The sequence below is a fragment of the Mesorhizobium sp. NZP2298 genome, from assembly GCF_013170825.1.
Classification (GTDB): domain Bacteria; phylum Pseudomonadota; class Alphaproteobacteria; order Rhizobiales; family Rhizobiaceae; genus Mesorhizobium.
Map to the genome: position 1 here is coordinate 1,090,495 of NZ_CP033365.1, position 24,684 is coordinate 1,115,178.

Annotated in this window: 25 protein-coding genes; 21 read left to right on the plus strand and 4 right to left on the minus strand. The window is 64.1% G+C overall.

Going from position 1 to position 24,684, the window contains the following annotated elements; all coding sequences use genetic code 11:
• Nucleotides 1-4 precede the first annotated feature (4 nt).
• From EB231_RS05230 to lpdA, 8 genes are all read left to right on the plus strand, one after another.
• Entirely contained in the window at nt 5-376 is a 372-nt protein-coding gene (locus EB231_RS05230) for a cupin domain-containing protein (protein WP_172347894.1), read from the plus strand.
• A 3-nt stretch (nt 377-379) separates the two neighbouring features.
• Nucleotides 380-877, plus strand: coding sequence for a DUF1579 family protein (locus EB231_RS05235; protein WP_172347895.1), 498 nt, complete (start codon nt 380-382; stop codon nt 875-877).
• A 12-nt stretch (nt 878-889) separates the two neighbouring features.
• Nucleotides 890-1,792 carry a succinate--CoA ligase subunit alpha gene (sucD, locus tag EB231_RS05240; protein ID WP_172347896.1) on the plus strand — a complete coding sequence of 301 codons (903 nt, stop codon included), beginning with the start codon at nt 890-892 and terminating at the stop codon, nt 1,790-1,792.
• Nucleotides 1,793-1,928: 136 nt separating this feature from the next.
• Nucleotides 1,929-4,916, plus strand: a complete 2,988-nt coding sequence (locus EB231_RS05245; RefSeq protein WP_172347897.1) for a 2-oxoglutarate dehydrogenase E1 component — start codon at nt 1,929-1,931, stop codon at nt 4,914-4,916.
• A 51-nt stretch (nt 4,917-4,967) separates the two neighbouring features.
• Entirely contained in the window at nt 4,968-6,248 is a 1,281-nt protein-coding gene (gene odhB / locus EB231_RS05250) for a 2-oxoglutarate dehydrogenase complex dihydrolipoyllysine-residue succinyltransferase (RefSeq protein ID WP_172347898.1), read from the plus strand.
• A 58-nt stretch (nt 6,249-6,306) separates the two neighbouring features.
• Nucleotides 6,307-6,810: a hypothetical protein gene (locus EB231_RS05255; RefSeq protein ID WP_172347899.1), complete on the plus strand. Its 504-nt coding sequence runs from the start codon at nt 6,307-6,309 to the stop codon at nt 6,808-6,810.
• Nucleotides 6,807-7,562 carry an SDR family oxidoreductase gene (locus EB231_RS05260; protein WP_172347900.1) on the plus strand — a complete coding sequence of 252 codons (756 nt, stop codon included), beginning with the start codon at nt 6,807-6,809 and terminating at the stop codon, nt 7,560-7,562. The genes EB231_RS05255 and EB231_RS05260 overlap by 4 nt, the downstream gene beginning before the upstream one ends.
• A 23-nt stretch (nt 7,563-7,585) precedes the next feature.
• Nucleotides 7,586-8,992: a dihydrolipoyl dehydrogenase gene (lpdA, locus tag EB231_RS05265; RefSeq protein ID WP_172347901.1), complete on the plus strand. Its 1,407-nt coding sequence runs from the start codon at nt 7,586-7,588 to the stop codon at nt 8,990-8,992.
• A 675-nt stretch (nt 8,993-9,667) separates the two neighbouring features.
• Here lpdA and EB231_RS05270 read toward each other — a convergent pair.
• Nucleotides 9,668-10,735, minus strand: coding sequence for a TraB/GumN family protein (locus tag EB231_RS05270; protein ID WP_172347902.1), 1,068 nt, complete (start codon nt 10,733-10,735; stop codon nt 9,668-9,670).
• Nucleotides 10,736-10,796: 61 nt separating this feature from the next.
• Complete coding sequence (locus tag EB231_RS05275) at nt 10,797-11,735, minus strand: tyrosine recombinase XerC (RefSeq protein WP_172347903.1); 939 nt, start codon at nt 11,733-11,735, stop codon at nt 10,797-10,799.
• A 119-nt stretch (nt 11,736-11,854) separates the two neighbouring features.
• Between EB231_RS05275 and rimM the strand changes: the two genes are divergently transcribed.
• Both rimM and trmD read left to right on the plus strand, forming a co-directional pair.
• Complete coding sequence (rimM, locus tag EB231_RS05280; protein WP_172347904.1) at nt 11,855-12,454, plus strand: ribosome maturation factor RimM; 600 nt, start codon at nt 11,855-11,857, stop codon at nt 12,452-12,454.
• On the plus strand, nt 12,451-13,149 hold the full coding sequence (gene trmD, locus EB231_RS05285) for a tRNA (guanosine(37)-N1)-methyltransferase TrmD (RefSeq protein ID WP_172347905.1): 699 nt from the start codon (nt 12,451-12,453) through the stop codon (nt 13,147-13,149). The genes rimM and trmD overlap by 4 nt, the downstream gene beginning before the upstream one ends.
• Here trmD and EB231_RS05290 read toward each other — a convergent pair.
• Nucleotides 13,131-13,883: a sulfite exporter TauE/SafE family protein gene (locus tag EB231_RS05290; protein WP_172347906.1), complete on the minus strand. Its 753-nt coding sequence runs from the start codon at nt 13,881-13,883 to the stop codon at nt 13,131-13,133. The two genes, trmD and EB231_RS05290, sit on opposite strands and share 19 nt — an antisense overlap.
• Before the next feature lie 327 nt (nt 13,884-14,210).
• Between EB231_RS05290 and rplS the strand changes: the two genes are divergently transcribed.
• The 9 genes from rplS to EB231_RS05335 all read left to right on the plus strand — a co-directional run bounded on the left by rplS (nt 14,211) and on the right by EB231_RS05335 (nt 22,944).
• Nucleotides 14,211-14,756, plus strand: a complete 546-nt coding sequence (gene rplS / locus EB231_RS05295; RefSeq protein ID WP_027042867.1) for a 50S ribosomal protein L19 — start codon at nt 14,211-14,213, stop codon at nt 14,754-14,756.
• Nucleotides 14,757-14,911: 155 nt separating this feature from the next.
• A complete protein-coding gene (locus EB231_RS05300; protein ID WP_056574646.1) occupies nt 14,912-15,325 on the plus strand; it encodes an organic hydroperoxide resistance protein in 414 nt (137 codons plus the stop codon).
• Nucleotides 15,322-15,852, plus strand: coding sequence for a MarR family winged helix-turn-helix transcriptional regulator (locus tag EB231_RS05305; RefSeq protein WP_172347907.1), 531 nt, complete (start codon nt 15,322-15,324; stop codon nt 15,850-15,852). Before EB231_RS05300 ends, EB231_RS05305 begins: the two co-directional genes overlap by 4 nt.
• A 157-nt stretch (nt 15,853-16,009) precedes the next feature.
• Complete coding sequence (locus tag EB231_RS05310; RefSeq protein ID WP_172347908.1) at nt 16,010-16,807, plus strand: transporter substrate-binding domain-containing protein; 798 nt, start codon at nt 16,010-16,012, stop codon at nt 16,805-16,807.
• A gap of 105 nt (nt 16,808-16,912) precedes the next feature.
• A complete protein-coding gene (locus tag EB231_RS05315; RefSeq protein ID WP_172347909.1) occupies nt 16,913-17,725 on the plus strand; it encodes an amino acid ABC transporter permease in 813 nt (270 codons plus the stop codon).
• A 56-nt stretch (nt 17,726-17,781) separates the two neighbouring features.
• Complete coding sequence (locus EB231_RS05320; RefSeq protein WP_172347910.1) at nt 17,782-18,417, plus strand: class I SAM-dependent DNA methyltransferase; 636 nt, start codon at nt 17,782-17,784, stop codon at nt 18,415-18,417.
• A 322-nt stretch (nt 18,418-18,739) separates the two neighbouring features.
• Nucleotides 18,740-20,149 carry a 3-isopropylmalate dehydratase large subunit gene (gene leuC / locus EB231_RS05325; protein WP_056574655.1) on the plus strand — a complete coding sequence of 470 codons (1,410 nt, stop codon included), beginning with the start codon at nt 18,740-18,742 and terminating at the stop codon, nt 20,147-20,149.
• Nucleotides 20,150-20,426: 277 nt separating this feature from the next.
• Nucleotides 20,427-21,623: a GGDEF domain-containing protein gene (locus EB231_RS05330; protein WP_172347911.1), complete on the plus strand. Its 1,197-nt coding sequence runs from the start codon at nt 20,427-20,429 to the stop codon at nt 21,621-21,623.
• A gap of 106 nt (nt 21,624-21,729) precedes the next feature.
• A complete protein-coding gene (locus EB231_RS05335) occupies nt 21,730-22,944 on the plus strand; it encodes a GGDEF domain-containing protein (protein ID WP_172347912.1) in 1,215 nt (404 codons plus the stop codon).
• On the opposite strand, the gene EB231_RS05340 is transcribed toward EB231_RS05335, so the two are convergent.
• Nucleotides 22,928-23,290 carry a hypothetical protein gene (locus EB231_RS05340; RefSeq protein WP_172347913.1) on the minus strand — a complete coding sequence of 121 codons (363 nt, stop codon included), beginning with the start codon at nt 23,288-23,290 and terminating at the stop codon, nt 22,928-22,930. The two genes, EB231_RS05335 and EB231_RS05340, sit on opposite strands and share 17 nt — an antisense overlap.
• A 315-nt stretch (nt 23,291-23,605) precedes the next feature.
• Here EB231_RS05340 and EB231_RS05345 point away from each other — a divergent pair, with 315 nt between their 5' ends.
• Together EB231_RS05345 and sdhC are read left to right on the plus strand one after the other, a co-directional pair.
• Nucleotides 23,606-24,031 (plus strand): hypothetical protein, encoded by a 426-nt coding sequence (locus tag EB231_RS05345; protein WP_172347914.1) that lies wholly within the window; start codon nt 23,606-23,608, stop codon nt 24,029-24,031.
• A 232-nt stretch (nt 24,032-24,263) separates the two neighbouring features.
• Complete coding sequence (gene sdhC, locus EB231_RS05350; protein WP_172347915.1) at nt 24,264-24,683, plus strand: succinate dehydrogenase, cytochrome b556 subunit; 420 nt, start codon at nt 24,264-24,266, stop codon at nt 24,681-24,683.
• The last annotated feature ends 1 nt before the right edge of the window (nt 24,684 follow it).

The window sequence follows — 24,684 nt, forward strand, 5'->3', positions numbered from 1 at the left end:
GCGGATGCCTCCGCGCAAGATAAACCTGGTCGAGGCGGCGGACGCGAAGATCACCGCGGTATTCGATCCGCATATCGCCGGCGACGTGAACGACAGTCAGGCGAAGGTCGCCAAGTTCGGCGAGGTTTTCGACTGGCACGCGCATGAGCATGAGGACGAAGCCTTCCTCGTGCTGCGCGGGCGCATTGCCATCGATTTCCGCGACGGCCCGGTCGAGCTTGGCGAGGGCGATTTCATCGTCGTGCCGCGTGGCGTCGAGCACCGGCCGCGTTCGCTGACCCAGGAGCCCGTGGTGCTGATGTTCGAGCCGGCGACGACGCTCAACACCGGCAATGCCAAGAGCGACCTTACCGTCACCGACCTGAAGCGGCTCTGACCGATGAACGCGGCTTCCTTCTCCTCGCTCTCGGCCGAACACCAGCGCCTGCAGGCGCTGGTCGGCGCGTGGCGTGGCGAGGAAGAGGTGGCGGACACACAATGGGCCGATGGCGGCCCGGCGACGTCGGAAGTGCTGGCGGAGGCACAGTTCGGCGGCCTGTTCGTGGTGCAGCGCTATCGCCAGCGCCGCGACGGCACGATTTCCTTCGGTTCGCACAACGTGTTCGGCTTCGACCAGCAGAACAGCGTCGTCACCATGCACCAGTTCGATTCGATGGGCTTCGTGCCGACCTCGCCGGCCACGGGCACGTGGAACGGCAGCGAGCTCAATCTGGAGCGGTCATCACCGCGCGGCTCGGCGCGCGTGACGTATATTCTTGACGATGCCGACACCTACCGCATGCGATTGCATTTCAAACCCGCCGGCAGCGATGCATGGCAAGACATGGTGAGCGGCGTCTACAAGCGCGTCTCGCCTTCCTCGATCAACGGTTTTTAGAAAAGGGCTCCGATGTCCATTCTCGTCGACAAGAACACCAAGGTGCTGGTGCAGGGCCTGACCGGCAAGACCGGCACGTTCCATACCGAACAGGCGCTGGCCTATCACGGCACCAAGATGGTGGGTGGCATCCATCCCAAGAAGGGCGGCGAGACCTGGACCGGGTCGAAGGGCGAAAGCCTGCCGATCTTCGCCACCGTCGCCGAAGGCAAGGAAAAGACCGGCGCCAACGCTTCGGTCATCTATGTGCCGCCGGCTGGCGCCGGCGCAGCGATCCTGGAGGCGATCGAGGCGGAAATCCCGCTGATCATCTGCATCACCGAGGGCATTCCGGTGATGGACATGGTCAAGGTCAAGGCGCGGCTCGACCGCTCGACCTCGAGGCTGATCGGACCGAACTGCCCGGGCGTGCTTACCCCTGACGAATGCAAGATCGGCATCATGCCCGGAAACATCTTCCGCAAGGGTTCGGTCGGCGTTGTTTCGCGCTCGGGAACACTTACCTATGAGGCCGTGTTCCAGACCACCAATGTCGGCCTCGGCCAGACCACCGCCGTCGGCATTGGCGGCGATCCCGTCAAGGGCACCGAGTTCATCGACGTGCTCGAGATGTTCCTCGCCGACGACGAGACCAAGTCGATCATCATGATCGGCGAGATCGGCGGTTCGGCCGAGGAAGACGCCGCGCAGTTCCTCAAGGACGAAGCCAAGCGTGGCCGCAAGAAGCCGATGGCCGGCTTCATCGCCGGGCGGACGGCGCCGGCAGGCCGTACCATGGGCCATGCGGGCGCGGTCATCTCCGGCGGCAAAGGTGGCGCCGAGGACAAGATCGCGGCAATGGAATCGGCCGGCATCAAGGTCTCGCCGTCACCGGCGCGGCTTGGCACGACGCTGGTTGAAGCCATCAAGGGCTGAATCTGGCGCCGGTTGTGGAATGAGGGCCAACGACGGTTCGTTGGCTTTTGAGGGGACAAGAAGGGCGGGTGAACCGCCCACTATCGCGGCCCTGCCGCAAACGTAAGGAGACGGAGCGCTGCTCCGCTGAAACGACATGGCAAGACAAGATCAGGCCAACGACCAATTTTCGCTCACCTCATTCCTTTATGGCGGCAACGCCGATTACATCGACGCGCTCTATGCCGCCTACGAGGACGATCCCGCCTCGGTCAATCCCGAATGGCAGGAGTTCTTCGCTGGCCTGAAGGACGATGCCGGCGATGTACGCAAGAACGCCAAGGGCGCCTCCTGGGCCAAGCCCTCCTGGCCGCTGCAGGCCAATGGCGAGCTGGTGTCGGCGCTCGACGGCAATTGGGGCATTGTCGAGAAGCATCTGGAAAAGAAGGTCAAGGACAAGGCGGTCACCAACGGTGTCGTTCTTTCCGACGCCGACGTGCACCAGGCGACGCGCGATTCGGTGCGCGCCATCATGATGATCCGCGCCTACCGCATGCGCGGCCATCTGCACGCCAATCTCGATCCGCTCGGCATCGCCAAGCCGCTCGAGGACTACAATGAATTGTCGCCCGAGAATTACGGCTTCACCGAAGCCGACTACGACCGGCCGATCTTCCTCGACAATGTGCTGGGGCTCGAATTCGGCACCATCCGGCAGATGCTGGAGATCCTGACCCGCACCTATTGCTCGACGCTGGGCGTCGAATTCATGCACATCTCGGACCCCGAGGAGAAGGCCTGGATCCAGGCACGCATCGAGGGCGCCGACAAGGAAATCTCCTTCACCACCACCGGCAAGAAGGCGATCCTGCAGAAGCTGGTCGAGGCGGAAGGCTTCGAGCAGTTCATCGACGTCAAGTACAAGGGCACCAAGCGCTTCGGCCTCGACGGCGGCGAAGCGCTGATCCCGGCGCTGGAGCAGATCGTCAAGCGCGGCGGCCAGCTCGGCATGAAGGAGATCGTGCTCGGCATGGCCCATCGCGGCCGCCTGAACGTGCTCAGCCAGGTGATGGCGAAGCCTCACCGCGCCATCTTCCATGAGTTCAAGGGCGGCTCGGCCGCACCTGACGAGGTGGAAGGCTCGGGCGACGTGAAGTACCATCTCGGCGCCTCGTCGGACCGTGAGTTCGACGGCAACAAGGTCCACCTGTCGCTGACGGCCAACCCGTCCCATCTGGAAATCGTCGACCCGGTGGTGATGGGCAAGGCGCGCGCCAAGCAGGATTACCTGTTCGGCCGCGGCCGCGAGGAGATCGTGCCGCTGGAGGAGCGCGCCAAGGTGCTGCCGCTGCTCCTGCATGGCGACGCCGCCTTCGCCGGCCAGGGCGTGATCGCCGAAATCCTCGGCCTGTCGGGCCTGCGCGGCCACCGCGTCGCCGGCACGCTGCATTTCATCATCAACAACCAGATCGGCTTCACCACCAATCCGCGCTTCTCGCGCTCGTCGCCCTATCCGTCCGACGTCGCCAAGATGATCGAGGCGCCGATCTTCCACGTCAATGGCGACGACCCCGAAGCCGTGGTCCACGCCACCAAGGTGGCGATCGAATTCCGCATGAAGTTCCACAAGCCGGTGGTCGTGGACATGTTCTGCTACCGCCGCTTCGGCCACAATGAGGGCGACGAACCGGCCTTCACCCAGCCGATCATGTACCGCAACATCCGCACCCACAAGACGACGGTGCAGATCTATGGCGACCGGCTGATCGCCGAGGGCCACCTCACCCAGGCCGAGCTCGACCAGATGAAGGCCGACTGGCGCGCGCATCTGGAATCCGAGTGGGAAGTCGGCCAGCACTACAAGCCCAACAAGGCCGACTGGCTGGATGGCGCCTGGTCCGGCCTGCGCACGGCCGACAACCAGGACGAACAAAGGCGCGGCAAGACCGCCGTGCCGGTCAAGACGCTGAAGGAAATCGGCAAGAAGCTGACCGAGGTGCCGAAGGGCTTCGAGGCGCACAAGACCATCATCCGCTTCCTCGAAAACCGCCGCGAGGCGATCGAGTCCGGCGAAGGCATCGACTGGTCGACGGCCGAGGCGCTGGCTTTCGGCGCCATCCTGCTCGACGGCAATCCGATCCGCTTGTCGGGGCAGGATTCCGAGCGCGGCACCTTCTCGCAGCGCCATTCCGTGCTCTACGACCAGCGCGACGAGACCCGCTACATCCCGCTCAACAATCTGTCGGCGGCGCAGGCCGGCTACGAAGTCATCAACTCGATGCTGTCGGAAGAGGCGGTGCTGGGCTTCGAATATGGCTACAGCCTGGCCGAGCCGAAGGCGCTGACCTTGTGGGAAGCGCAGTTCGGCGACTTCGCCAACGGCGCCCAGGTGGTGTTCGACCAGTTCATCTCGTCGGGCGAGCGCAAGTGGCTCAGAATGTCGGGCCTCGTCTGCCTGCTGCCGCATGGCTATGAAGGCCAGGGTCCGGAACACTCCTCGGCAAGGCTGGAGCGCTTCCTGCAGCTTTGCGCCGAAGACAATATGCAAGTGGCCAACTGCACCACGCCGGCCAACTACTTCCACATCTTGCGCCGGCAGCTGAAGCGCGACTTCCGCAAGCCGCTGATCCTGATGACGCCGAAGTCGCTGCTGCGCCACAAGCGGGCGGTGTCGACGCTGCCGGAAATCTCAGGCGAGAGCTCGTTCCACCGGCTGTTGTGGGACGACGCCCAGCTGTTGCCCAACCAGGCGATCAAGCTGACCAAGGATTCGAAGATCCGCCGCGTCGTGCTGTGCTCGGGCAAGGTCTATTACGACCTCTACGAGGAGCGCGAGAAGCGCGGCATCAACGACATCTATTTGCTGCGCGTCGAACAGCTCTATCCGTTCCCGGCCAAGGCGCTGATCACCGAACTGTCGCGTTTCCGCAACGCCGAGATGGTGTGGTGCCAGGAGGAGCCCAAGAACATGGGCGCCTGGTCGTTCATCGACCCGTACCTGGAATGGGTGCTGGCGCATATCGACGCCAAGCATCAGCGGGTTCGCTACACCGGCCGCCCGGCAGCCGCGTCGCCAGCGACCGGCTTGATGTCCAAGCACCTAGCCCAGCTCGCCGCCTTGCTCGAAGACGCGCTCGGCGAATAGAGCAGAATTGGGCAAGATAAAGAACAGAACCGACAAGAACGGACAGGCACAATGGCTACCGAAATCCGCGTTCCCACTCTCGGCGAATCCGTCACCGAGGCGACCATCGGCAAATGGTTCAAGAAGGTCGGCGATGCCATTGCCGTCGACGAACCGCTGGTCGAGCTCGAAACCGACAAGGTGACGGTGGAGGTTCCGGCCGCGGCCGCGGGCATCCTTTCGGAGATCGCGGTCAAGGAAGGTGAAACGGTTGGCGTCGGCGCGCTTCTGGGGTCGATCTCGGCCGGTGGCGCCGCCGCCGCACCCGCGACCAAGTCGCAGGCGGTGTCTCAGGCCTCGTCGCCGGATGCGGCGTCGACCACCAAGCAGGCCGCGGCCGAGACCGCCAAGATCGCCGGCGATGCCGGCGCGGTCGAGCCGCGCTCGATGCCGCCGGCGCCGGCCGCCGCAAAACTGATCGCCGAGAACAATCTGTCGGTCGACCAGCTTTCCGGCTCGGGCAAGCGTGGCCAGGTGCTGAAGGGCGATGTGCTCGACGCCGTCTCCAAGGGCGCGCCGTCACAGCCGGCCGAGACGCCAAAGGCGGCGCCGGCGCCGATCGCGGTGCGTGCGCCATCCGCGGGCGACGATGCCTCGCGCGAAGAGCGCGTGCGCATGACCAAATTGCGCCAGACCATCGCGCGGCGGCTCAAGGAAGCGCAGTCGACCGCCGCCATGCTCACCACCTTCAACGAGGTCGACATGTCGGCGGTGATGGCGCTGCGGACCAAGTACAAGGACGTGTTCGAGAAGAAGCACGGCGTGAAGCTCGGCTTCATGGGCTTCTTCACCAAGGCCGTCACCCACGCGCTGAAGGAAATCCCGGCGGTCAATGCCGAGATCGACGGCACCGACATCATCTACAAGAATTTTGCCCATGTCGGCGTCGCTGTCGGTACCGAGAAGGGCCTCGTCGTGCCGGTCGTGCGCGATGCCGACCAGATGTCCATCGCCGAAATCGAGAAGGAAATCGGCCGGCTGGGCATCGCCGCGCGCGACGGCAAGCTGTCGGTCGCCGACATGCAGGGCGGCACCTTCACCATCTCCAATGGCGGCGTCTATGGCTCGCTGATGTCGACGCCGATCCTCAATGCGCCGCAGTCGGGCATTCTGGGCATGCACAAGATCCAGGACCGGCCTGTCGTGGTCGGCGGCCAGATCGTCATCCGGCCGATGATGTACCTGGCGCTGAGCTACGATCACCGCATCGTCGACGGCAAGGAAGCCGTGACCTTCCTGGTGCGCGTCAAGGAAAGCCTCGAAGATCCGGAACGGCTGGTGCTCGATCTCTAGGATTGGTGCTGATCCGGAGTTTGCACTGCAAGCCGGAGGAAGGGATCTGCGCAGCAGGATGACGACTCCAAGGAGCGTTTTGATCTCGACCATCGTGGGCGGCACGGCGCTGGCGGCGGCCAACGCGCATGCTGCCTGCCCCATCGAACTAGCCGTCTACGGCGACCCTCAAAGCGGTAGCGAAATAGACTTCACGCCAACCGGCACCTCGGCCACCGTCACCAATACATTCCGCATGATCCTCGACAACAATGTGGTGCTGAACGGCATCGTCATGTGGAACGAAGGTGTTTCCAGGCCGAACGGCGCGCTGATGTACAAATGCCCGGAAGGCGACACCACCGGCGATGAACTCGCCGCCTGTACCCCCTGGCACGGCGTCATCTATACGTCTGACGACAAGGGCAGCATCGGGCTGTTGCCGGCGGAAGGCGTCGAGGCACCGAAGACGCTGATCCTGCCGGATCTCGGTCCGATGCTGCATCAGTCCACCGCCTATGGCGGCAGCGGATTTTCGAAAGTGCCGTCGGATGTGTTCACGCTGAAGGGATGCCAGGAATGAGGGAGGCGCAAAAGGTGCTGCTGGTCACCGGCGGCAGTCGCGGCATCGGCGCCGCCGTCTGCCGGCTAGGGGCCAAGGCCGGTTATCGCCTGGCGGTCAACTATGCCTCGAACCAGGTTGCCGCCGATGCGCTGGTCGGCGACATCAAGGCCGCCGGCGGCGACGCTTTCTCGGTCAAGGGCGATGTCGGCAGCGAGGCCGATATCCTGGCCATCTTCGACGCGGTGGACCGCATTTATGGGCGGCTCGATGTTTTCGTCAACAATGCGGGCATCGTCGACGCCAAGGCGCGCGTCGACGAGATGAGCGCGGCACGGCTCGAACGCATGATGCGCATCAATGTCGTCGGTTCCATCCTCTGCGCCCGCGAGGCGGTCAAGCGCATGTCGACCCGTCATGGCGGCAAGGGCGGAGCGATCGTCAATATCTCGTCGGTCGCGGCGGTGCTGGGCGCGCCGGACAATTATGTCGACTATGCCGCCTCCAAGGGCGCCATCGACACGTTCACCGTCGGGCTCGCCCGCGAGGTGGCGCTGGAAGGCATCCGCGTCAACGCGGTGCGACCGGGCATCATCGACACCGACATCCACGCCTCCGGCGGACAGCCGGACCGGGTGGCGCTGATCCAGGACACGCTGCCGATGAAAAGAGCCGGCACCGCCGATGAAGTCGCCGCTGCTGTTCTCTATCTTCTATCCGACGCCGCATCCTATACGACAGGCGCGATCCTGAATGTCAGCGGCGGCCGCTGAGCGCCAAGCAAAGGGAAACAAACATGGCTTATGACGTCGTTATCATCGGATCGGGACCCGGCGGCTATGTCTGCGCCATCAAGGCGGCGCAGCTTGGGCTGAAGGTCGCGGTGGTCGAGAAGAACGCCACCTTCGGCGGCACCTGCCTCAACATCGGCTGCATCCCGTCCAAGGCGCTGCTTTATGCCTCCGAAATGTTCGCCGAGGCCGGCCATTCCTTCGACACGCTCGGTGTCGAGATCGCGGCACCCAAGCTCAACCTCAAGAAGATGATGGCGCACAAGGATGCGACTGTGTCGTCCAACGTCAACGGCGTCGCCTTCCTGTTCAAGAAGAACAAGATCGACAGCTTTCGCGGCACCGGCAAGGTGGTCGCGGCCGGCAAGGTGTCGGTGACTGGCGAGGACGGCAAGGTCGAGGAGATCGAGACCGGGAACATCGTCATCGCCACCGGTTCGGACGTCGCCGGCATTCCCGGCGTCAAGGTCGATTTCGACGAGAAGGTGATCGTGTCGTCGACGGGCGCGCTGTCGCTGGACAAGGTTCCCGGCCATCTGGTGGTGGTCGGCGGCGGCGTCATCGGGCTCGAGCTCGGCTCGGTGTGGGCGCGGCTCGGCGCCAAGGTCACCGTGGTCGAGTTCCTCGACACGATCCTCGGCGGCATGGACGGCGAGGTCTCCAAGCAGTTCCAGCGGCTGCTCTCCAAGCAAGGCTTCGAGTTCAAGCTCGGCGCCAAGGTCACCGGCGTCGCCAAGGCCAAGAAGGGTGCGACCGTCACCTTCGAGCCGGTGAAGGGCGGCCCCACCGAGACCATCGCTGCCGACGTCGTGCTGATCGCCACCGGCCGCCGCGCCTTTTCGGACAGTCTCGGGCTGAAGGAAGCGGGCGTCGAGGTCGACGAGCGTGGCCGGGTCAAGACCGACGGGCATCTCAAGACCAACGTGCCCGGTATCTATGCCATCGGCGATGTCATCGCCGGGCCGATGCTGGCGCACAAGGCCGAGGACGAGGGCGTGGCGGTGGCCGAAACCATTGCCGGCCAGGCTGGCCATGTGAACTATGAGGTCATTCCGAGCGTCGTCTACACCAGCCCTGAAATCGCCTCGGTCGGCAAGACCGAGGAAGAACTGAAGAAGGCCGGCATCGACTACAAGGTCGGCAAATTCCCGTTCAGCGCCAATGGCCGGGCACGCGCCATGCTGCACACCGACGGCTTCGTGAAGATCCTCGCCGACAAGGCCAGCGACCGCGTGCTCGGCGTGCATATCGTCGGCTTCGGTGCCGGCGAGATGATCCACGAGGCGGCGGTGCTGATGGAGTTCGGCGGCTCATCGGAGGATCTTGCCCGCACCTGCCATGCGCATCCGACGATGTCGGAAGCGGTGAAGGAAGCGGCGTTGGCCACCTTCTTCAAGCCGATCCATATCTAGGGGGCACCCAATGCTTCGTCATCCTGTGGCGGAGCAAGGAACGGAGCGACGCGGCGTAGACCATAGGATCCATGCCGTGACTTCAGAGCCCCCAACGGCCATGAATTCTGCTCCGCGGCGACCTGGTCGAGGTCGCGGCATGGATCCTCGGGTCAAGCCCGAGGATGACGACCGGGCGAAACGACGGTCATCGCTCAAAACAAAACGGCCCGCTTTTCAGCGGGCCGTTCGTATCTGGTATCGAGCCGATCAGTTGGCCGGAGCAGGCGCCGGGGCGGGTGCAGGCGCTGGTGCCGGAGCAGGCGCGGGTGCCGGAGCCGGAGCGGGTGCCGGAGCGGGCGCAGGTTCGGCTGGCTTCATCGGTTCAGCCGGCGCGGGTGCCGGAGCCGGTGTGCTCGCCGCCGGCGGCTCGGCGGGTGCCGGATGCTCGCCGCTTCTGCCGAAAACGTAATACGCGACAATCGCCAGGATAACGACGACCAGCGCAATCAGCCAGGGGCTGCCGCCCCCGCCGCTTGGCCTGGGAGTGTCGTTCGATGGATTCGCCATAAAAGTGTCCTCCGTGGATGAAAATGATCAATCAACAGCCATCAACGCGCAACCGTTGAATGGGTTTCACGCTAGGGAAGGAAAGCGCCGAAAACGCGGCGTTAGGACCCCCCGCTGCCGTCCGACTCAATTGACGGCGGTGACAGTATAGCCGGCTTTGCGGAAATCCTCGACCAGTCCCTGCGGACCAGGAAGGTGCAGCGCGCCGACCGCCATGAAGGCGTTGCCCTTGGCCAGGATCGGCTCGGCGTGATCGATCATCACCTTGTTGCGGCTGGTGATCATGGTTTCCTCGAAGGCCGCATAGCCGGCCGCGTCGTTCTGCTCTTCGGGCATGGCGGCGCGGAACAGCGGCCAGAACATGCCGGTTTCGCCGCGCTGGTAGAGCAGGATCATGGTCTCGTTGATGTCGTTGACCTTGTCGCCGAGCTTCAGCGTGTCGACGAGGCCCTTCATGTGAAAGGCGAGCGGCAGCGAGGCCATGGCGCGCAGCTGGCTCTCGGCCGTTTCCAACCCTTCCACCGGCTTGCCGGCGGCCTTGGCGCCCTCGGCCAGCTTGACGTCGAGCACCGGGGCGCCGCCGGACTGGCGGGCGAGTTCGCAGGCCGGAAGCGCCATCATGGCCGAAAGCATCCACGGCTTCATCTTGGCGACCGTTGCCGGCGGAATGCCGCGCGCATCGAGCGCGGCATTCATGGCCGCCGCTTCGTCCGGCGACAGCAAGGACGACAGCGTCGTGGAGTCGGTGAACATCATCAGGTCCGGCTCCTTGAGTATCGCCGTCATCATCTTCTGCTTGTCGAGCACGTCGGTGGTTTCGATGATGAGGGTGCCGGCGGCGTCAAAGGCTTTCTGCGCGTTCGGCGGCAGCGTGGTGACGCGCGGGTCGGTCATGTGCATGGTGCCGAACAGGTAGGATGGCTGTTCGCCTGGTTTTTCCAGCTTCCACAACAGGCCCTTGCCATTGAGCGTCGCGGCGGCTTCCGCCTCGATCTTGCTGTAGGTGGCAGGGCTGCTCTTCTGCAGGGCCGAGACCATGTCGGCGCCGGTGCAGGTCGGGATTTCCGCATGCGCCCTGCCGGCCGCGAACAACAGCACGGCAAGGAAGGACAGGAAAAACAGCACGTTGAGCGCGACAAGCAGCTTCAGCGACATGGAAGCTGCACGGTCAGCGATGGCAATGATACGTTTCATGCCCTTCTTCTAAGGATGAAAAGCGGCAAAACGGTTAATTGGCAGGTCGAAATTGAAGAGGTCACGCCCTTGGATGCGCCGATTCGTAGATTTCGAGCAGCCTCGCCGTGTCGACGCCGGTGTAGATCTGCGTCGTCGACAGGCTGGCATGGCCGAGCAGTTCCTGGATGGTGCGCAAATCGCCGCCCCTGCCAAGCAGATGCGTGGCGAAGGAGTGGCGCAGCGCGTGCGGCGTCGCGGTGTCGGGCAGGTTGAGCGCCGAGCGCAGTTTCGCCATGTCGCGCTGGATGATGGCCGGGTTGAGCGGGCCGCCGCGCGCGCCGCGAAACAACAGGCCTTTCGGGTCGAGATGATGGGGGCAGAGCCGGCGGTATTCGGCGACTGCCCGGAGCGCCACCGGCAGCACCGGCACCAGCCGCGTCTTGCCGCCCTTGCCGGTGACGCGCAGCACGGTGTCGGCCTCCGAGGCCAGATCGGCACCGGCTAGGCCGAGCGCTTCCGAGATACGCAAGCCCGAGCCGTAGAGCAACGTCAGCACGGCTGCATTGCGGGCAGCGATCCATGGCTCTTCCGCCAGTTGACCTTCAATGGACACAACCTGTTTGGCGTCGCTTGCGGTCAGCGGTTTGGGCAGCGACTTGGGCTGGCGAGGCGCGCGTAGCGCGGCGGCACCCGCCGCATTGGCGAGACCGCGCCGTTCCAGGAACCGCAGCAGCGAACGGATGCCGGCGAGACCCCGGCCGAGCGTGCGGGCGCCGGCGCCATCGTTGCGCCGGGCGGCGAGGAAGCCACGCAGATCGGCCGGGCGCAGATTGGCGATATCGGAAATGCCGGGCGAGCCGCCGCAATGGCCAGTAAGGAAATGCAGGAACTGGCGCGTGTCGCGCTCATAGGCTTCCACTGTCTCGGGTGACAGACGACGTTCACGCGCGAGCATCTTCAGCCAGCTTTCACGCGCTGCCTGGAGATCGGGTTTGGCCGGGATAAGGAATTCCTGCATGGCGGCATTTTCGAGTATTCGGGTTAGGAAGCGGTGAAGAGCCGGTCATTGAAATGACAGCGGGCGATCATTGAAATGACGCCGGGCTGGGGCTAGAGCAGGCCAAAGGATATTTCGCGATGAGCAAGCCGCAAAACCCCGTCCAGATGGCCGTTATCGGCGCCGCCCACGGCATCAAGGGCGAGCTCAGGGTGAAAACCTTCACCGGCGAGCCGATGGCGCTGGCCGATTATGGCCCGCTCTATGCCAGGGATGGCCGTGCCTTCCAGATAACAGACATAAGGCCGGCCAACACCGTCGTCGTGGTGCGCTTCAAGGGCATCAGCGACCGCAACGCGGCCGAGGCGCTCGCCGGCACGGAGCTGTTCGTCGACCGCTCGATGTTGCCCGACGATGGCGAGGAGGACGAGTTCTATCATGCCGACCTGATCGGGCTGGAAGTCCGGGACGATACGGGTGCCGCGCTCGGCAAGGTGATCGCGGTGCACAATTTCGGGGGCGGCGACATTCTCGACGTGACGCTTTCCGGCCGCAAGGGCGTGCTGATCCCGTTCACGCAGGCCGCCGTGCCGCAGGTGTCGATCGCCGATGGCTTCGTCCGCGTCGATCCGGCAGCAGCCGGGCTGGTCGAGGACGAGGATGGCGAAGCGCCGCGCGAGGAAGACTTCGACCCCAAGGGCAGGCCGCGCGGACCGCGCGACGCCGGGGGCAACCGGTGACATTCAAGGCTTCGGTGCTGACGCTCTATCCCGAGATGTTTCCGGGCGCGCTCGGCCTGTCGCTGGCGGGCCGCGCGCTCGAGGCGGGCACATGGTCGCTGGAAGCCATACAGATCCGCGACTTCGCCACCGACAAGCACCGCACCGTCGACGACACGCCGGCCGGCGGCGGTGCCGGCATGGTGATGCGCGCCGATGTCTTGGCCAGGGCGATCGACCACGCCTCGCCGGGAGGCGATTTGCGTCCGCGCCTGCTGATGAGCCCGCGCGGCAAGCCGCTGACGCAGTTGCGCGTACGCGAGCTCGCCGCCGGGCCGGGCGCCGTCATCCTGTGCGGCCGCTTCGAGGGCGTCGACCAGCGGCTGATAGAGGCGCGAGGATTAGAGGAAGTTTCGATCGGCGATTTCATCCTCTCCGGCGGCGAGCCGGCAGCGCTCGTTCTGCTCGACGCTGTGGTGCGACTGTTGCCCGGCGTGATGGGCAATGCGGTGTCGGGCGAGGAAGAAAGTTTCGAGAACGGCCTGCTCGAACATCCGCACTACACAAGGCCGCAGGAATTCGAGGGACGGGAGATTCCCGAAGTGCTGATCTCCGGCAATCACAAGAAGATCGCGGCATGGCGGCGTGAGCAGTCGGAAGCGCTGACGAAAGAACGGCGGCCGGATTTGCTCGGCGATCAGCCCTTGCCGAAATAATAAAAAGCCAGAAACAGGCCGACGGCGATGACGAAGCCGCGCACCACGTTCTGCGGCACGCGCTTGGCGATCAAGACGCCGGCATAGCCGCCCAGCGCACCGCCGGGGATCATGACGATTGCCTGCGGCCAGGCGACGACGCCACCCGAGACGAAGACGACGATGGCGACAGCCGCGATGATCACCGCCAGCATGTTCTTCAGCGCATTCAGCCGGTGGTAGTCGCCGGCCTGCGTCAGGCCAAGCGTTGCCAGCATCATCACGCCCATGCCGGCGCCGAAGAAGCCGCCATAGATGGCGGTGGTGAATTGCGCCAGCGAGCCGGCGAGCGAGCCCACCGATGCCTCATGGCCGGGTTTTGGCGCCGGCCTCAGCCATGGCCCGGCGGCAAACAGCGCCGTTGCGCCCAGCAGCAGCCACGGCACCAGGACGCGAAACGAGGGGTTGTCGAGCGCCAGCAGGATCAGTGCGCCCGCCAGCGCGCCGATCGCCGAGATGAGGCAGAGCAGCAGGGCGCCGCGCCAGAAATGCCTGATGTCGTCCCGATAGGCGAGCGTCGAGGTGATGTAGCCTGGAAATTGCGTAACCGACGAGGTGGCGTTGGCGACGATCGGCGGCACGCCGACCAATGTCATGGCGCCGAAGGTGATGAAGGTGCCGCCGCCGGCGACCGCGTTGGCGGCGCCGGACAGGAAGCCCGCCAGGAAAAGCAGAATGGCGTCGAAGACAGACATGGAATGCCGCCGCGGAGACTGTGATATTCCAGGCTTAGGAAGCTTGGCAGGCGGGTGCAACCCGGCACGGCGGGTATTACAATGGTGCCATGCAGGCAAAAAAGACTCCTGTCGGGCGTGACAAAGCGCCGAAATAGCTGTATGTGCGCGCCGAACCGGAAGAAAAATCTGCCGGGCCCGTCAACAATGACGGTGTAGTCGCCCCTGTCCGATGTCTTAGAGACAAAAATGTCTCGGAGACAAAGGACATAGCCGAGCGGTCAATGGAACTGCAAGGCGAGCGCAGGGCGCTCTGACTGTCGGAAGAACAAGAAGTGGACTATTGAGATGGATATTCTCCGTCAGCTCGAGGCCGAGCAGGCCGCCAAGATCGAAGCCAAGCGCAAGCTCCCCGAATTCCAGCCCGGCGACACCGTGCGCGTCCAGGTCCGCGTGACCGAAGGCACCCGCACCCGCGTCCAGGCCTACGAGGGCGTCGTCATCGCCCGCGCCGGTTCCGGCTTCCAGGAAAATTTCACCGTCCGCAAGATTTCCTACGGCGAAGGCGTCGAGCGCGTGTTCCCGGTCTACTCGCCGATGGTCGAAGGTGTCGAGATCGTGCGTCGCGGCAAGGTGCGGCGCGCCAAGCTCTATTACCTGCGCGATCGTCGTGGCAAGTCGGCCCGTATTTCGGAAAACACCGGCGTGCGCGCCCGCAAGCTCAACGATGAGGAGCGCGATGCGCTGAACGCCGAGAAGGCCCGCATCGAGGCCGAGAAGGTCGCCGCTGCCCAGGCGCTGGCCGCCGAGACGGCCGCCAAGGAAGCCGCCGAGAAGAAGGCCGCCGCCGAGGCTGAAGCCGCCAAGGCCGCTGAAGCGACCCCGGCCGAATAAGATTTTCGGCAATCCCATTCAAAAAGGCGGCTTCGGCCGCCTTTTTCGTTTCACCGGACTGTGAACGCCTTCGGCCCCGGAAATCGAATTCGGGTGTTGACGGCATATTATCTTGTGCACTAAATAATCGTGCACAAGATAATTGGAGACATGATATGGCACTTTATACCGCACAGGCTCACGTCACCGGTGGCCGCGCCGGCCATGGCGAGACCAGCGATGGTCTGCTCAAGGTCGATCTGGCGATGCCCAAGGAGCTTGGTGGGCCGGGTGGCGCCACCAATCCCGAGCAGCTTTTCGCCATCGGCTACGCTGCCTGCTTCGAAAGCGCCATCCGCTTCGTCGCGCGCAAACAGAAGCTGCCGCTCGAGGATGCCGCGATAACCGCCACCGTCAACCTGCTGCCCAATGGCGAGGGCTTCAAGCTGGGTGTCGCGCTCGCGGCGGAGACGAAAGGCCTTGATCAGGCGGCCGCGGAGGCGCTTGTATCGGAGGCACACAAGATCTGCCCCTATTCGAACGCCATCAGGGGCAATGTCGACGTAGCGCTTTCGGTAAAGGCGGCATGACGACAAAAGTCGAAAAGAGAGCCAAGGATGTCCCGGCGGAGGCCGCCGGGACGTTTCACGTGCCGCGCCTCGACCAACAGCTGTGCTTCGCGCTCTATTCGGCGAGCGGGCTGATGACCAAGGTTTATCGGCCACTGCTCGAGCCGCTTGGTCTGACCTATCCGCAATATCTGGTGATGCTGGCGCTGTGGGAGCACGCGCCGAGCACCATTGGCGCGCTTGGCGAAGCGCTGGGCCTGGATTCGGCGACGCTGACGCCGCTGCTCAAGCGGATGGAGGCGGGTGGGCTCGTCACCCGCCGGCGCGATGCCGCCGACGAGCGCCGGGTGTTCGTCGAACCGACGGCCAAGGGCCAGGCGCTGCGTGCTCACATGAAGGATGTGTCCGCCGCACTCGCCTGCAGCGTGCCGCTGGAGCCTGGTGAAATGAAAGCCCTGCACGCAACACTCACCCATCTTGTCGCCGGTCTGCGCAACACTGCGACCGGTGATCGATCAGCGGAAGCGCCGGTCCCTGGCTCGAGATAAGCAGATCATCCCGAAATCCCTGAATTGAGGGCATTGGAATCCCCTTTCACGCGCGCTGACGCAGCGGACCGTCTTGCATGGCGTTTGCGGAAAGCTAAAGTCGGCGCCGGATTTCCTGTAAGCCCATCCGGGCGCTTTGAATTTTCGGGAGTGTGTCATGACCAAGTCGAAACTGCTGCTGGCCGGCCTGCTTGCCCTCGTCCTGGCGCCTGTCGCCGCTTTCGCCCAGGCGCTGCCCGATCTCGGCGGCAGGAAGGTGGTGGTGGTGACCGAAAACGCCTATCCGCCGCTGCAGTTCATCGACGCCAAGACCGGCAAACAGATCGGCTGGGAGTATGACGCGATGAACGAGATCGCCAAGCGGCTCAACTTCAAGGTCGAGTACCAGAACACCTCCTGGGACGCGATGATCCAGGCCGTTTCCGACAACCAGTACAACATCGGCATGACCGGCATCACCATCAAGGACGACCGCAAGGAGAAGGTCGATTTCTCCGATCCCTATATGCGCTCGGAGCAGTTCATGCTGGTGCGCGGCGACGAGAGTCGATTCACCGACGCCAAGACGTTCGGTGCCTTCAAGGACGGGCTGATCGGCGCGCAGGCCGGCACCACACCCTTCTACACCGCCGTCTACAGCGTGCTCGACGGCAATGAGCAGAACCCGCGCATCAAGCTTTTCGAGACCTTTGGCGCCACCGTGCAGGCGCTGAAGTCCGGCGACGTCGATGTCGTGCTGACCGACGGCACCGCCGGCAAGGGTTATGTCGATGCGTCGGAGGGCAAGCTGAAGCTCATCGGCGGGCCGCTCGGCACCGAGGATTTCGGCTTCATCTTCCCGAAGGGATCCGATCTGGTGAAGCCGGTCAACGCCGCGATCGCGGCGCTCAAGGCGGACGGGACGTTCGACGCTCTGAACAAGAAGTGGTTCCTTGACTACAAGATGGGGCAGTGAACTCGTCTTGGCGCATTCGTGGGGTGATGCACAACTCGCGCTAGGTCCGCGCCCGGCCGGCTTGGCACCCTGCCTTCGCGATGCCCGCCTCGGCGGCCACGCCTGATGGCGCCTTCGTCCTCCTCCAACAAAGCCGAATTCCCCTGGTGGCTTGCCGTTGCCGCCGCCCTTGCCCTAGCGGCGGCTTTGTTCATCGCGGCCAGCGATCTCTACGCCCAGGTCTTCGCCACCGTCGCCAAGGGCATCGGCATCACTGTCTTCGTCACCGTGGTCGCTTTCGCCCTGGCGTCGATCATCGGCCTCGGCATCGCGCTGATGGGCCTGTCCGCGTCGCCCTGGCTGCGCCAGATCGCCCGCTTCTATGTCGAGATCATCCGTGGCGTGCCGATCCTGGTGCTGCTGTTCTGGATCGCCTTTGCCGGCGCGCCGGGCTTCGTCGCGGCCTGGAACGCGCTGACCGCGCCGCTGCAAAGCGCCGGCTATCTCGGCGAGCTTCTTGTGCGCGACGTCTCGCTGCTGTGGCGCGCCATCATGGCGTTGACCATCGGCTATTCGGCCTTCATCTCCGAGGTTTTCCGGGCCGGCATCCAGTCGGTCGAGAAAGGCCAGATCGAAGCGGCCAAGGCGCTCGGCCTGAGCCGCGCGCAGCGCTTCCGGCTGATCGTGTTTCCGCAGGCGATCCGCACCATATTGCCGCCGCTCGGCAATGATTTCGTCGCCCTGGTCAAGGATTCCTCGCTGGTCTCGGTGCTCGGCGTCGCCGACATCACCCAGATGGGCAAGGTCTATGCCGCCGGCTCGTTCCGCTTCTTCGAGACCTATTCGATAACAGCCTATATCTATCTCATCCTGACTGTCGGCCTGTCGCTGGCGCTGAGGGCGCTGGAGCGGCGCTTGCGCCGCCAGCACGAGGAATAGTCTTTGGACGCAGACAGGGTTACGATCCTGTCGACATACTGGTTTGGGGAGGTCTCATGATCGTCGACAAAGCCAATGCGGCGCTGGATTCCGTCTATGGCGCCGACACGCCGGAATCGCTGGCGCAAGCTTATGCCGCATGGGCCGCGACCTATGACAGCGAGACCGCCTCGCTCGGTTATCTGCTCCCCTTCCTGATCATTGCCTGGGTGGCGCGCTATGTCCCGCCCGATGAAGGGCCGCTGCTCGATGCCGGCTGCGGCACCGGCCTGTCTGGGCCGTCGCTGAAGGCGCTTGGCTATCGTGACATTGCCGGGCTCGACCTGTCGGATGACATGCTCAGGATCGCCGGCAGCCGCAACGCCTATGGCGAGCTGAAACAGGCGATGCTGGGTGGACCGCTGCCATGGCCGGACGGTCATTTCCGGGCCTTCTTCTCGACGGGTGTGTTCACCATCAGCCACGCTCCGGCGTCCGGCCTGCACGATCTGGTGCGCATCACCAAAAAGGGTGGCCACGCCATCTTCACTGTACGCGACCAGGTCTTTGAAAGCGGCGGCTTCCAGGCGGTGTTCGACGAACTGGAGCGGGCGGGTAAATGGCGCCTGGCAGAGCAAAGCCCGTGGTTCCGCTGCTACGCCATCGCCGAGCCGGATGCACTGGTGAAGACGTTTGTGTTCGAGGTCTTGTGAGCTGCGAGTTCGCCCGACGTTGGTGCCCTTTCTCCCTGAAAGTGCGGAAGTGAGGGTGAGGAACCCAATTCCTGCCCCGCCACGCCGCAATTGCCGAAAAGCCAAAACATTGGTATGAGCCACGCCATGGAAGAGCTTTTTGGCGATCCGGCTTACAAGGGGTTCGTGCTGCAGGACAGAAAACGCCTGCCGTCGCGCTTCTCCGCGCGCGTGTCCGGCGCGCTGACCAGCCGACTTACCTAGGCCAACCTGTTCAGGTCGTCGCGCCGGGAACTGCCCGGCGTCTGCTCTTTCCCATTCTCATATCGACGGATTTACGCACATGAGCGCACCGCGCACCCTCTACGACAAGATTTTCGACGACCACGTCGTCGACCGCCAGGACGACGGCACCTGCCTGCTCTACATCGACCGCCACCTCGTCCATGAAGTGACCAGCCCGCAGGCCTTCGAAGGCCTGCGCCTGAGCGGCCGCAAGGTCCGGCATCCGGAAAAGACGCTGGCCGTGGTCGATCACAATGTCTCGACCTCGCCCGAGCGCAAGTTCGGCATCAAGAACGAGGAAAGCCGCATCCAGGTCGAGGCGCTGGCCAAGAACGCCAAGGATTTCGGCGTCGAATATTATTCCGAGAACGATATTCGCCAGGGCATCGTCCACATCATCGGCCCGGAGCAGGGCTTTACCTTGCCCGGCATGACCATCGTCTGCGGCGACAGCCACACCTCGACGCATGGAGCGTTCGGTGCGCTGGCGCACGGCATCGGCACGTCGGAAGTCGAGCATGTGCTGGCGACGCAGACGTTGATCCAGCGCAAGGCCAAGAACATGCTGGTGCGTGTCGACGGCCAGTTGCCGGAAGGCGTCACCGCCAAGGACATCATCCTGGCCATCATCGGCGAGATCGGCACCGCCGGCGGCACCGGCTATGTCATCGAATATGCCGGCGAGGCGATCCGCTCGCTGTCGATGGAAGGCCGCATGACGATCTGCAACATGTCGATCGAGGGCGGCGCGCGCGCCGGCCTGATCGCAGCTGACGAGACGACCTTCGCCTATGTCAAGGACAAGCCGCGCGCGCCGAAGGGCGCGGCCTGGGATGCGGCACTCGCCTATTGGAAGACACTGCAGTCCGACGAAGGCGCGCATTTCGACAAGGTGATCGTGCTCGACGCGGCGAAACTGCCGCCGATCGTCTCCTGGGGCTCTTCGCCCGAGGATGTCGTCTCCGTGCAAGGCATCGTGCCGAACCCGGACGATATCACCGACGAAAACAAGCGCACCTCCAAGCAGCGCGCGCTCGACTATATGGGCCTGACGCCAGGAACAAAGATCACCGACATCGCGCTTGACCGAGTCTTCATCGGCTCCTGCACCAATGGCCGTATCGAGGATTTGCGCGCCGCCGCCAAGGTGATCGAGGGCAAGACCGTCAATCCGCGCGTCAACGCCATGATCGTGCCAGGCTCGGGCCTGGTCAAGGAACAGGCGGAAGCCGAGGGCCTCGACAAGATTTTCCTGGCCGCCGGTTTCGACTGGCGCGAACCGGGCTGCTCGATGTGTCTGGCCATGAATGACGACCGGCTGAAGCCGCATGAACGCTGCGCGTCGACCTCGAACCGCAATTTCGAGGGCCGGCAAGGCTTCAAGGGCCGCACCCATCTGGTCTCGCCGGCGATGGCGGCGGCGGCGGCGATCGCTGGCCACTTCGTCGACATCCGCGACTGGAAATAACAGCCGGCCCACACGTTCCCACGTATGACAGACCCCGGACCGCATCGCGGCTCCGGGGTCTTTTTCATTCGAGCGGCCCGCATATTCGCCTAGAGCCGGATGATTTCAGGTCGAATCGACCTGAAATCTGAATCCGCCTCTAGATCAAAGAGATAGAGCATGATGTCGTCCGAAAACCGCTTCACACTTTTCGGCATCATGCTCTAGGCTTAACCGCTTGTTTGGGCTTGCCCTCTACTCTCTTACGTGACGTCAAACGAGGGGAAGTCACGGTCCTTTGGACACCGGCCTGTTCATAGCGCTGCTCAATCCAACGATCGCGCTGGCCCTCGGCGCGGCCTTCCTCGTGCTATGGACCCATCAGCGCCACCGCCCCCATCTGGCCGTGCTGGCGCTCAGTTACTCACTGGCGGCGGCCGGCTTCCTGTTTCAGCATTTCACGCTGCCGGTCGGCCTGGCACCGTCCAAGCTGCTTTCCAACCTGTGCTTCTGCCTGGCCGCGTCCTGTCTCGCCGGCGCGATCGTGGCGCGCTATGGCCGGCGCGTGCCTTATTTCGGCATCGGCGCGCTGGCGGGCAGCGGTATGGCTGCCTTCTGCTGGTTTCTGTTCGTCGAGCCGGATCTCACCTGGCGGATCCTGGTGGTCAATTTCGCAATAGGCGGCATCAGCCTGATCGCCGCCGCCGAATTGCGCACCGTGCGCGGCAACGGCCCGACGGAAAAAATCCTGCTCGCCCTGTCGCTGCTCGCCGGGCTCAATTTCTTCGTGCGGACGCTGGCTGTCATCATCGCGCACGGACCCTTCGAGAGTTACGACGAACTCCATGCTTCGTCCTATTGGACGACGGCTTTGCTGTCGCACGTGCTGTTATCCCTGCTGATCGCGCTTGCCCTGTTCACGGCCGCCGCACTCGACGTGATGAAGGCGCTCAAGGCCGAGACGCATACCGACCCGCTGTCAGGCCTGCTCAATCGGCGCGGCTTCGAGGAGCGCGCCGAGTTCCTGCTGCAGCGTTGCGCGGCGGCGAAGTTTCCGGTCGCGCTGGTGTTGGCCGACCTCGATCATTTCAAGGCGCTCAACGATGTGCACGGTCATGCCGCCGGCGACCGCGTGATCGCCGATTTCGCCGCCAAGCTCCGGTCCGCGACCGGCGCACGGGGTGCCGCCGGGCGCATCGGCGGCGAGGAATTCGCCGTGCTCTTGCCCCTGAGCGATCTCGCCGCCGCGCGGCTGTTCGCCGAGGCCGTGCGCACGCTCTATTCGGCGGGCGGCATCGACGGGCTCCCCGCCGGCACCAAGGTCACCGCCAGCTTCGGCGTGGCGGCCCGCAGCGGCGAGGAAGCGCTGGAACCGTTGATGCGCCGTGCCGACGAAGCGCTCTACAAGGCCAAGAGAAATGGCCGCGACAGTGTGCGCCTTTCCTACGAACGGCCGGAAGCGATGTTCGTGCCGGAGCCGTCCAGAGCCGGATGACTTCAGGTCGAATCGACCTGAAGTCTGAATCCGTCCCCAATCAAAAGAGATAGACCATGATGCCGTCCGAAAACCGCTTCACACTTTTCGGGGGGTGCGAAAAGAGATGAGCGGCGCCAACTTCATCCTGTTGATCAATCTGTCGGTTGCCGGCCTTCTGGCGGCATCCTTCATGGCGGTCGCGTTCCATGATGCCGGCCGCGCGCCGGCACGATGGTTTGCATCAGGCTATGTCCTGGGCATGGCCTATTCGGCCATCGAATTCAGCATTCCCGCCTTCACCGATGCCCGGCTTCCGGTGGTGACCGCCTTCGCGGTTTTCCTTGGCGCAACAATAGCCTTCAATGCCGGACTGGCGCGCAAATACGGTATCGCGCCGCCATGGCCGGCGATGCTGTTCTTCCTCGTCGCCGCCACCATCGCCGTCTATCTTGTCCAGGACCTGCCGCGCCAGTCACTGGCCCGCATGACGGCCTACCAGCTTCCCTATGCCGTCATGCAATTCGTCGGGCTGGCCATTGTCTGGTCGTCGAGGCAAAGGCATGGCCGGCTCGATCGCATCCTGATGGCCGTGCTGGCCGCCAGCGGGCTGCTGTTCGCCTCAAAGCCGTTCATCGCGCATGCGCTCGGCGGCTGGGGGGCCAATCCGCAAGCCTATCTGCAAAGCAACTACGCGCTGGTCTCACAATCGCTCGGCACTGTCTTTGCCCTGGCGCTGGCGCTGCTGATGTTGGCCATCCTGGTTCGTGAGGCGCTTGCCGAAGTGACGTCCAAGTCGGAGACCGATACGCTCTCGGGATTGCTCAATCGTGGTGCCTTCACGCGCCAGGCCGAGCTCGCGGTGCTTGGCGCCATGCGGCAAGGCGTGCCGGTCGCCCTGGTCATCGCCGACCTCGATCATTTCAAGAGCATCAACGACAGTTTCGGCCATGCCTCCGGCGACCGCGTGATCGAGACCTTTGCCGGTTTCCTGCGCGAAGCCGCCGCCGGCCACCATGTCGCGGGCCGCCTCGGCGGCGAGGAATTCGCAATCATCCTGCCCGGGACCAACCTCGCCGCCGCCCGGTTGTTCGCCGAAGGCACGCGCAGCGCTTTCGGCGCGCAGCCCATCGACGGGCTGCCCGCGGACAATCGCTGCACGGCGAGTTTCGGGGTCGCCGAACTTCATCCGGGCGAAGAGATTGCCGATCTCATGCGACGCGCGGACGAGGCGCTCTATCAGGCGAAGAATGCCGGGCGCGACTGCGTACGCATTTCCGCCGGGCCGGCGGATGCCCGGGTGTCAGCCGGGTCGGAAGCCAACGCTAGCGGCAGGGGCTGAGTTCGGGCATTTCGCCGTCGGACAGTCCGTACATGTAGCTGCGGCCTTTGACGAAGACCGGCGGCCGGTAGCAATCGCTGTAGCCTGATATCTCGTCGGATTCGTTCTGGTAGATCACCTTGGGCTGGCCGGCACTGGTGTAGTCGGACAACTGCTTGGCCAGTCTGCCCTCACCGACGAGGATGCGCTTGTAGCCGGCGGCGCTGTCGATGACGAGATTGCCGAAGGAATCGGCGTAGACGCGGTCCTGATGACGGGTCCCGGCGAGCGCCGGTACAGCCAGGCCGGCAACCGAAGCCGCCATGATGATCGCCGCAAGGCGCGATCTGCCAGAGTTCGAACGCATGGCGTCCTCCGTGTTCGAGGTTGATGGGATGCATGTCGTTGCCCAAACCGCTGACGCACCTTGGAGCGACATGCACAGCCTCCTCGAATCAGAAATTAACCTTTTCTTAACCTTTGTTAAGAGGCCGGCGCGTTTGGCGGCGATGTCTCGATAAACATGGTTAATATCCGTCTGGACAAAAATCCGGCGGCCATCATTCGGCCATGCTTGACCGCACCATCGCGGCCGGCATCAGAATGGATCTGAGGGTAACGCCGAGGCAACCTTGATCTTGGGGCGGCATCGTGGCTAGTCTGCCGCGCGGGAGGACAGCATATGGCGTTACGCCGAACGGTTTGGATGTCCGTTTTCCCGTTGCTCCTTATCGTTGCTGCCTGCGTGCCGCAGGATGACGCGCCGAAGGCGGCCAACACCGTCCCGCCCCCGCCGGCTCAGCAGTCCATCGCAGCCACGCCGCCTCCGGCACCTGCGACCAAGATCACCACCGACCTGACCGCGCCGCGATCCGGCATCGGCACGGCCACCTACAGATGCGGCAACAACGGCATGATCACCATCCAGAATCTCGGCTCGTCGTTGCATGTGGTCGGGCCTGACGGCGCGACCGAGGAGTTTGCGGCCTCGCCCGCCAACCAGTCCAGCCGCTACCAGGAGGCCGCGACGCATGACGCAATCGTGATCGACGGGCGTGAGGCGCTGGTGATGAAGAGGGGCTCGACGCCACAGACCTGCAAGCGATAGGGCCCGCGTAAACCGCCGCGGCCTATCGCACTGCAGCGAACGCTGTGCCGGCTTCTAATCGATTGAGGCGGAAGACCGCCGGTTTGTCAGACTAAATGACGTTTCCAAAACGATTTTCTGGCTTTGACGCGGTGCAAAAAGAGCATTAGAAACCGGCTGTCCGAAGTCGCAACCGAAAGCGGTAATGCCGCATTTCCACCTGGGGCTCCAGAGACGCCGAACTGGGGGAGCCATGAGCAAATCACCAGCCACCCGCGAATTCGCCCGGCGTGAACGGCCACTTTCGCCGCACCTGAGCGTGTACCGGCCGCCGATCACCATGACGATGTCGATCATCCATCGCATCACCGGTGGCGCGCTTTATTTCGGTACGCTGCTGGTCGCGGCCTGGCTGATGGCGGCGGCAAGCTCGCAACCGGTTTTCGATTGGGTCAACTGGGCTTTCGGCACCTGGCTCGGTCGGCTCATCCTGTTCGGCTACACCTGGGCGCTGATGCATCACATGCTGGGCGGTGTGCGCCACCTGGTCTGGGATACCGGCGCCGGCCTCGAAAAGCACACGGCCTCCAAGATCGCCTGGGCAACGCTCGCGGGTTCGATCCTGCTCACATTGCTGATCTGGGTCGCCGGCTACATGGCGCGAGGAGCCTGAC

Excerpts from the sequence above, each read along its gene's own strand:
- EB231_RS05230 (WP_172347894.1), top strand. The coding sequence starts at position 5 with ATGCCTCCGCGCAAGATAAACCTGGTCGAGGCGGCGGACGCGAAGATC.
- EB231_RS05235 (WP_172347895.1), top strand. The coding sequence starts at position 380 with ATGAACGCGGCTTCCTTCTCCTCGCTCTCGGCCGAACACCAGCGCCTG.
- sucD (WP_172347896.1), top strand. The coding sequence starts at position 890 with ATGTCCATTCTCGTCGACAAGAACACCAAGGTGCTGGTGCAGGGCCTG.
- EB231_RS05245 (WP_172347897.1), top strand. The coding sequence starts at position 1,929 with ATGGCAAGACAAGATCAGGCCAACGACCAATTTTCGCTCACCTCATTC.
- odhB (WP_172347898.1), top strand. The coding sequence starts at position 4,968 with ATGGCTACCGAAATCCGCGTTCCCACTCTCGGCGAATCCGTCACCGAG.
- EB231_RS05255 (WP_172347899.1), top strand. The coding sequence starts at position 6,307 with ATGACGACTCCAAGGAGCGTTTTGATCTCGACCATCGTGGGCGGCACG.
- EB231_RS05260 (WP_172347900.1), top strand. The coding sequence starts at position 6,807 with ATGAGGGAGGCGCAAAAGGTGCTGCTGGTCACCGGCGGCAGTCGCGGC.
- lpdA (WP_172347901.1), top strand. The coding sequence starts at position 7,586 with ATGGCTTATGACGTCGTTATCATCGGATCGGGACCCGGCGGCTATGTC.
- EB231_RS05270 (WP_172347902.1), bottom strand. The coding sequence starts at position 10,735 with ATGAAACGTATCATTGCCATCGCTGACCGTGCAGCTTCCATGTCGCTG.
- EB231_RS05275 (WP_172347903.1), bottom strand. The coding sequence starts at position 11,735 with ATGCAGGAATTCCTTATCCCGGCCAAACCCGATCTCCAGGCAGCGCGT.
- rimM (WP_172347904.1), top strand. The coding sequence starts at position 11,855 with ATGAGCAAGCCGCAAAACCCCGTCCAGATGGCCGTTATCGGCGCCGCC.
- EB231_RS05290 (WP_172347906.1), bottom strand. The coding sequence starts at position 13,883 with ATGTCTGTCTTCGACGCCATTCTGCTTTTCCTGGCGGGCTTCCTGTCC.
- rplS (WP_027042867.1), top strand. The coding sequence starts at position 14,211 with ATGGATATTCTCCGTCAGCTCGAGGCCGAGCAGGCCGCCAAGATCGAA.
- EB231_RS05300 (WP_056574646.1), top strand. The coding sequence starts at position 14,912 with ATGGCACTTTATACCGCACAGGCTCACGTCACCGGTGGCCGCGCCGGC.
- EB231_RS05305 (WP_172347907.1), top strand. The coding sequence starts at position 15,322 with ATGACGACAAAAGTCGAAAAGAGAGCCAAGGATGTCCCGGCGGAGGCC.
- EB231_RS05310 (WP_172347908.1), top strand. The coding sequence starts at position 16,010 with ATGACCAAGTCGAAACTGCTGCTGGCCGGCCTGCTTGCCCTCGTCCTG.
- EB231_RS05315 (WP_172347909.1), top strand. The coding sequence starts at position 16,913 with ATGGCGCCTTCGTCCTCCTCCAACAAAGCCGAATTCCCCTGGTGGCTT.
- EB231_RS05320 (WP_172347910.1), top strand. The coding sequence starts at position 17,782 with ATGATCGTCGACAAAGCCAATGCGGCGCTGGATTCCGTCTATGGCGCC.
- leuC (WP_056574655.1), top strand. The coding sequence starts at position 18,740 with ATGAGCGCACCGCGCACCCTCTACGACAAGATTTTCGACGACCACGTC.
- EB231_RS05335 (WP_172347912.1), top strand. The coding sequence starts at position 21,730 with ATGAGCGGCGCCAACTTCATCCTGTTGATCAATCTGTCGGTTGCCGGC.
- EB231_RS05340 (WP_172347913.1), bottom strand. The coding sequence starts at position 23,290 with ATGCGTTCGAACTCTGGCAGATCGCGCCTTGCGGCGATCATCATGGCG.
- EB231_RS05345 (WP_172347914.1), top strand. The coding sequence starts at position 23,606 with ATGGCGTTACGCCGAACGGTTTGGATGTCCGTTTTCCCGTTGCTCCTT.
- sdhC (WP_172347915.1), top strand. The coding sequence starts at position 24,264 with ATGAGCAAATCACCAGCCACCCGCGAATTCGCCCGGCGTGAACGGCCA.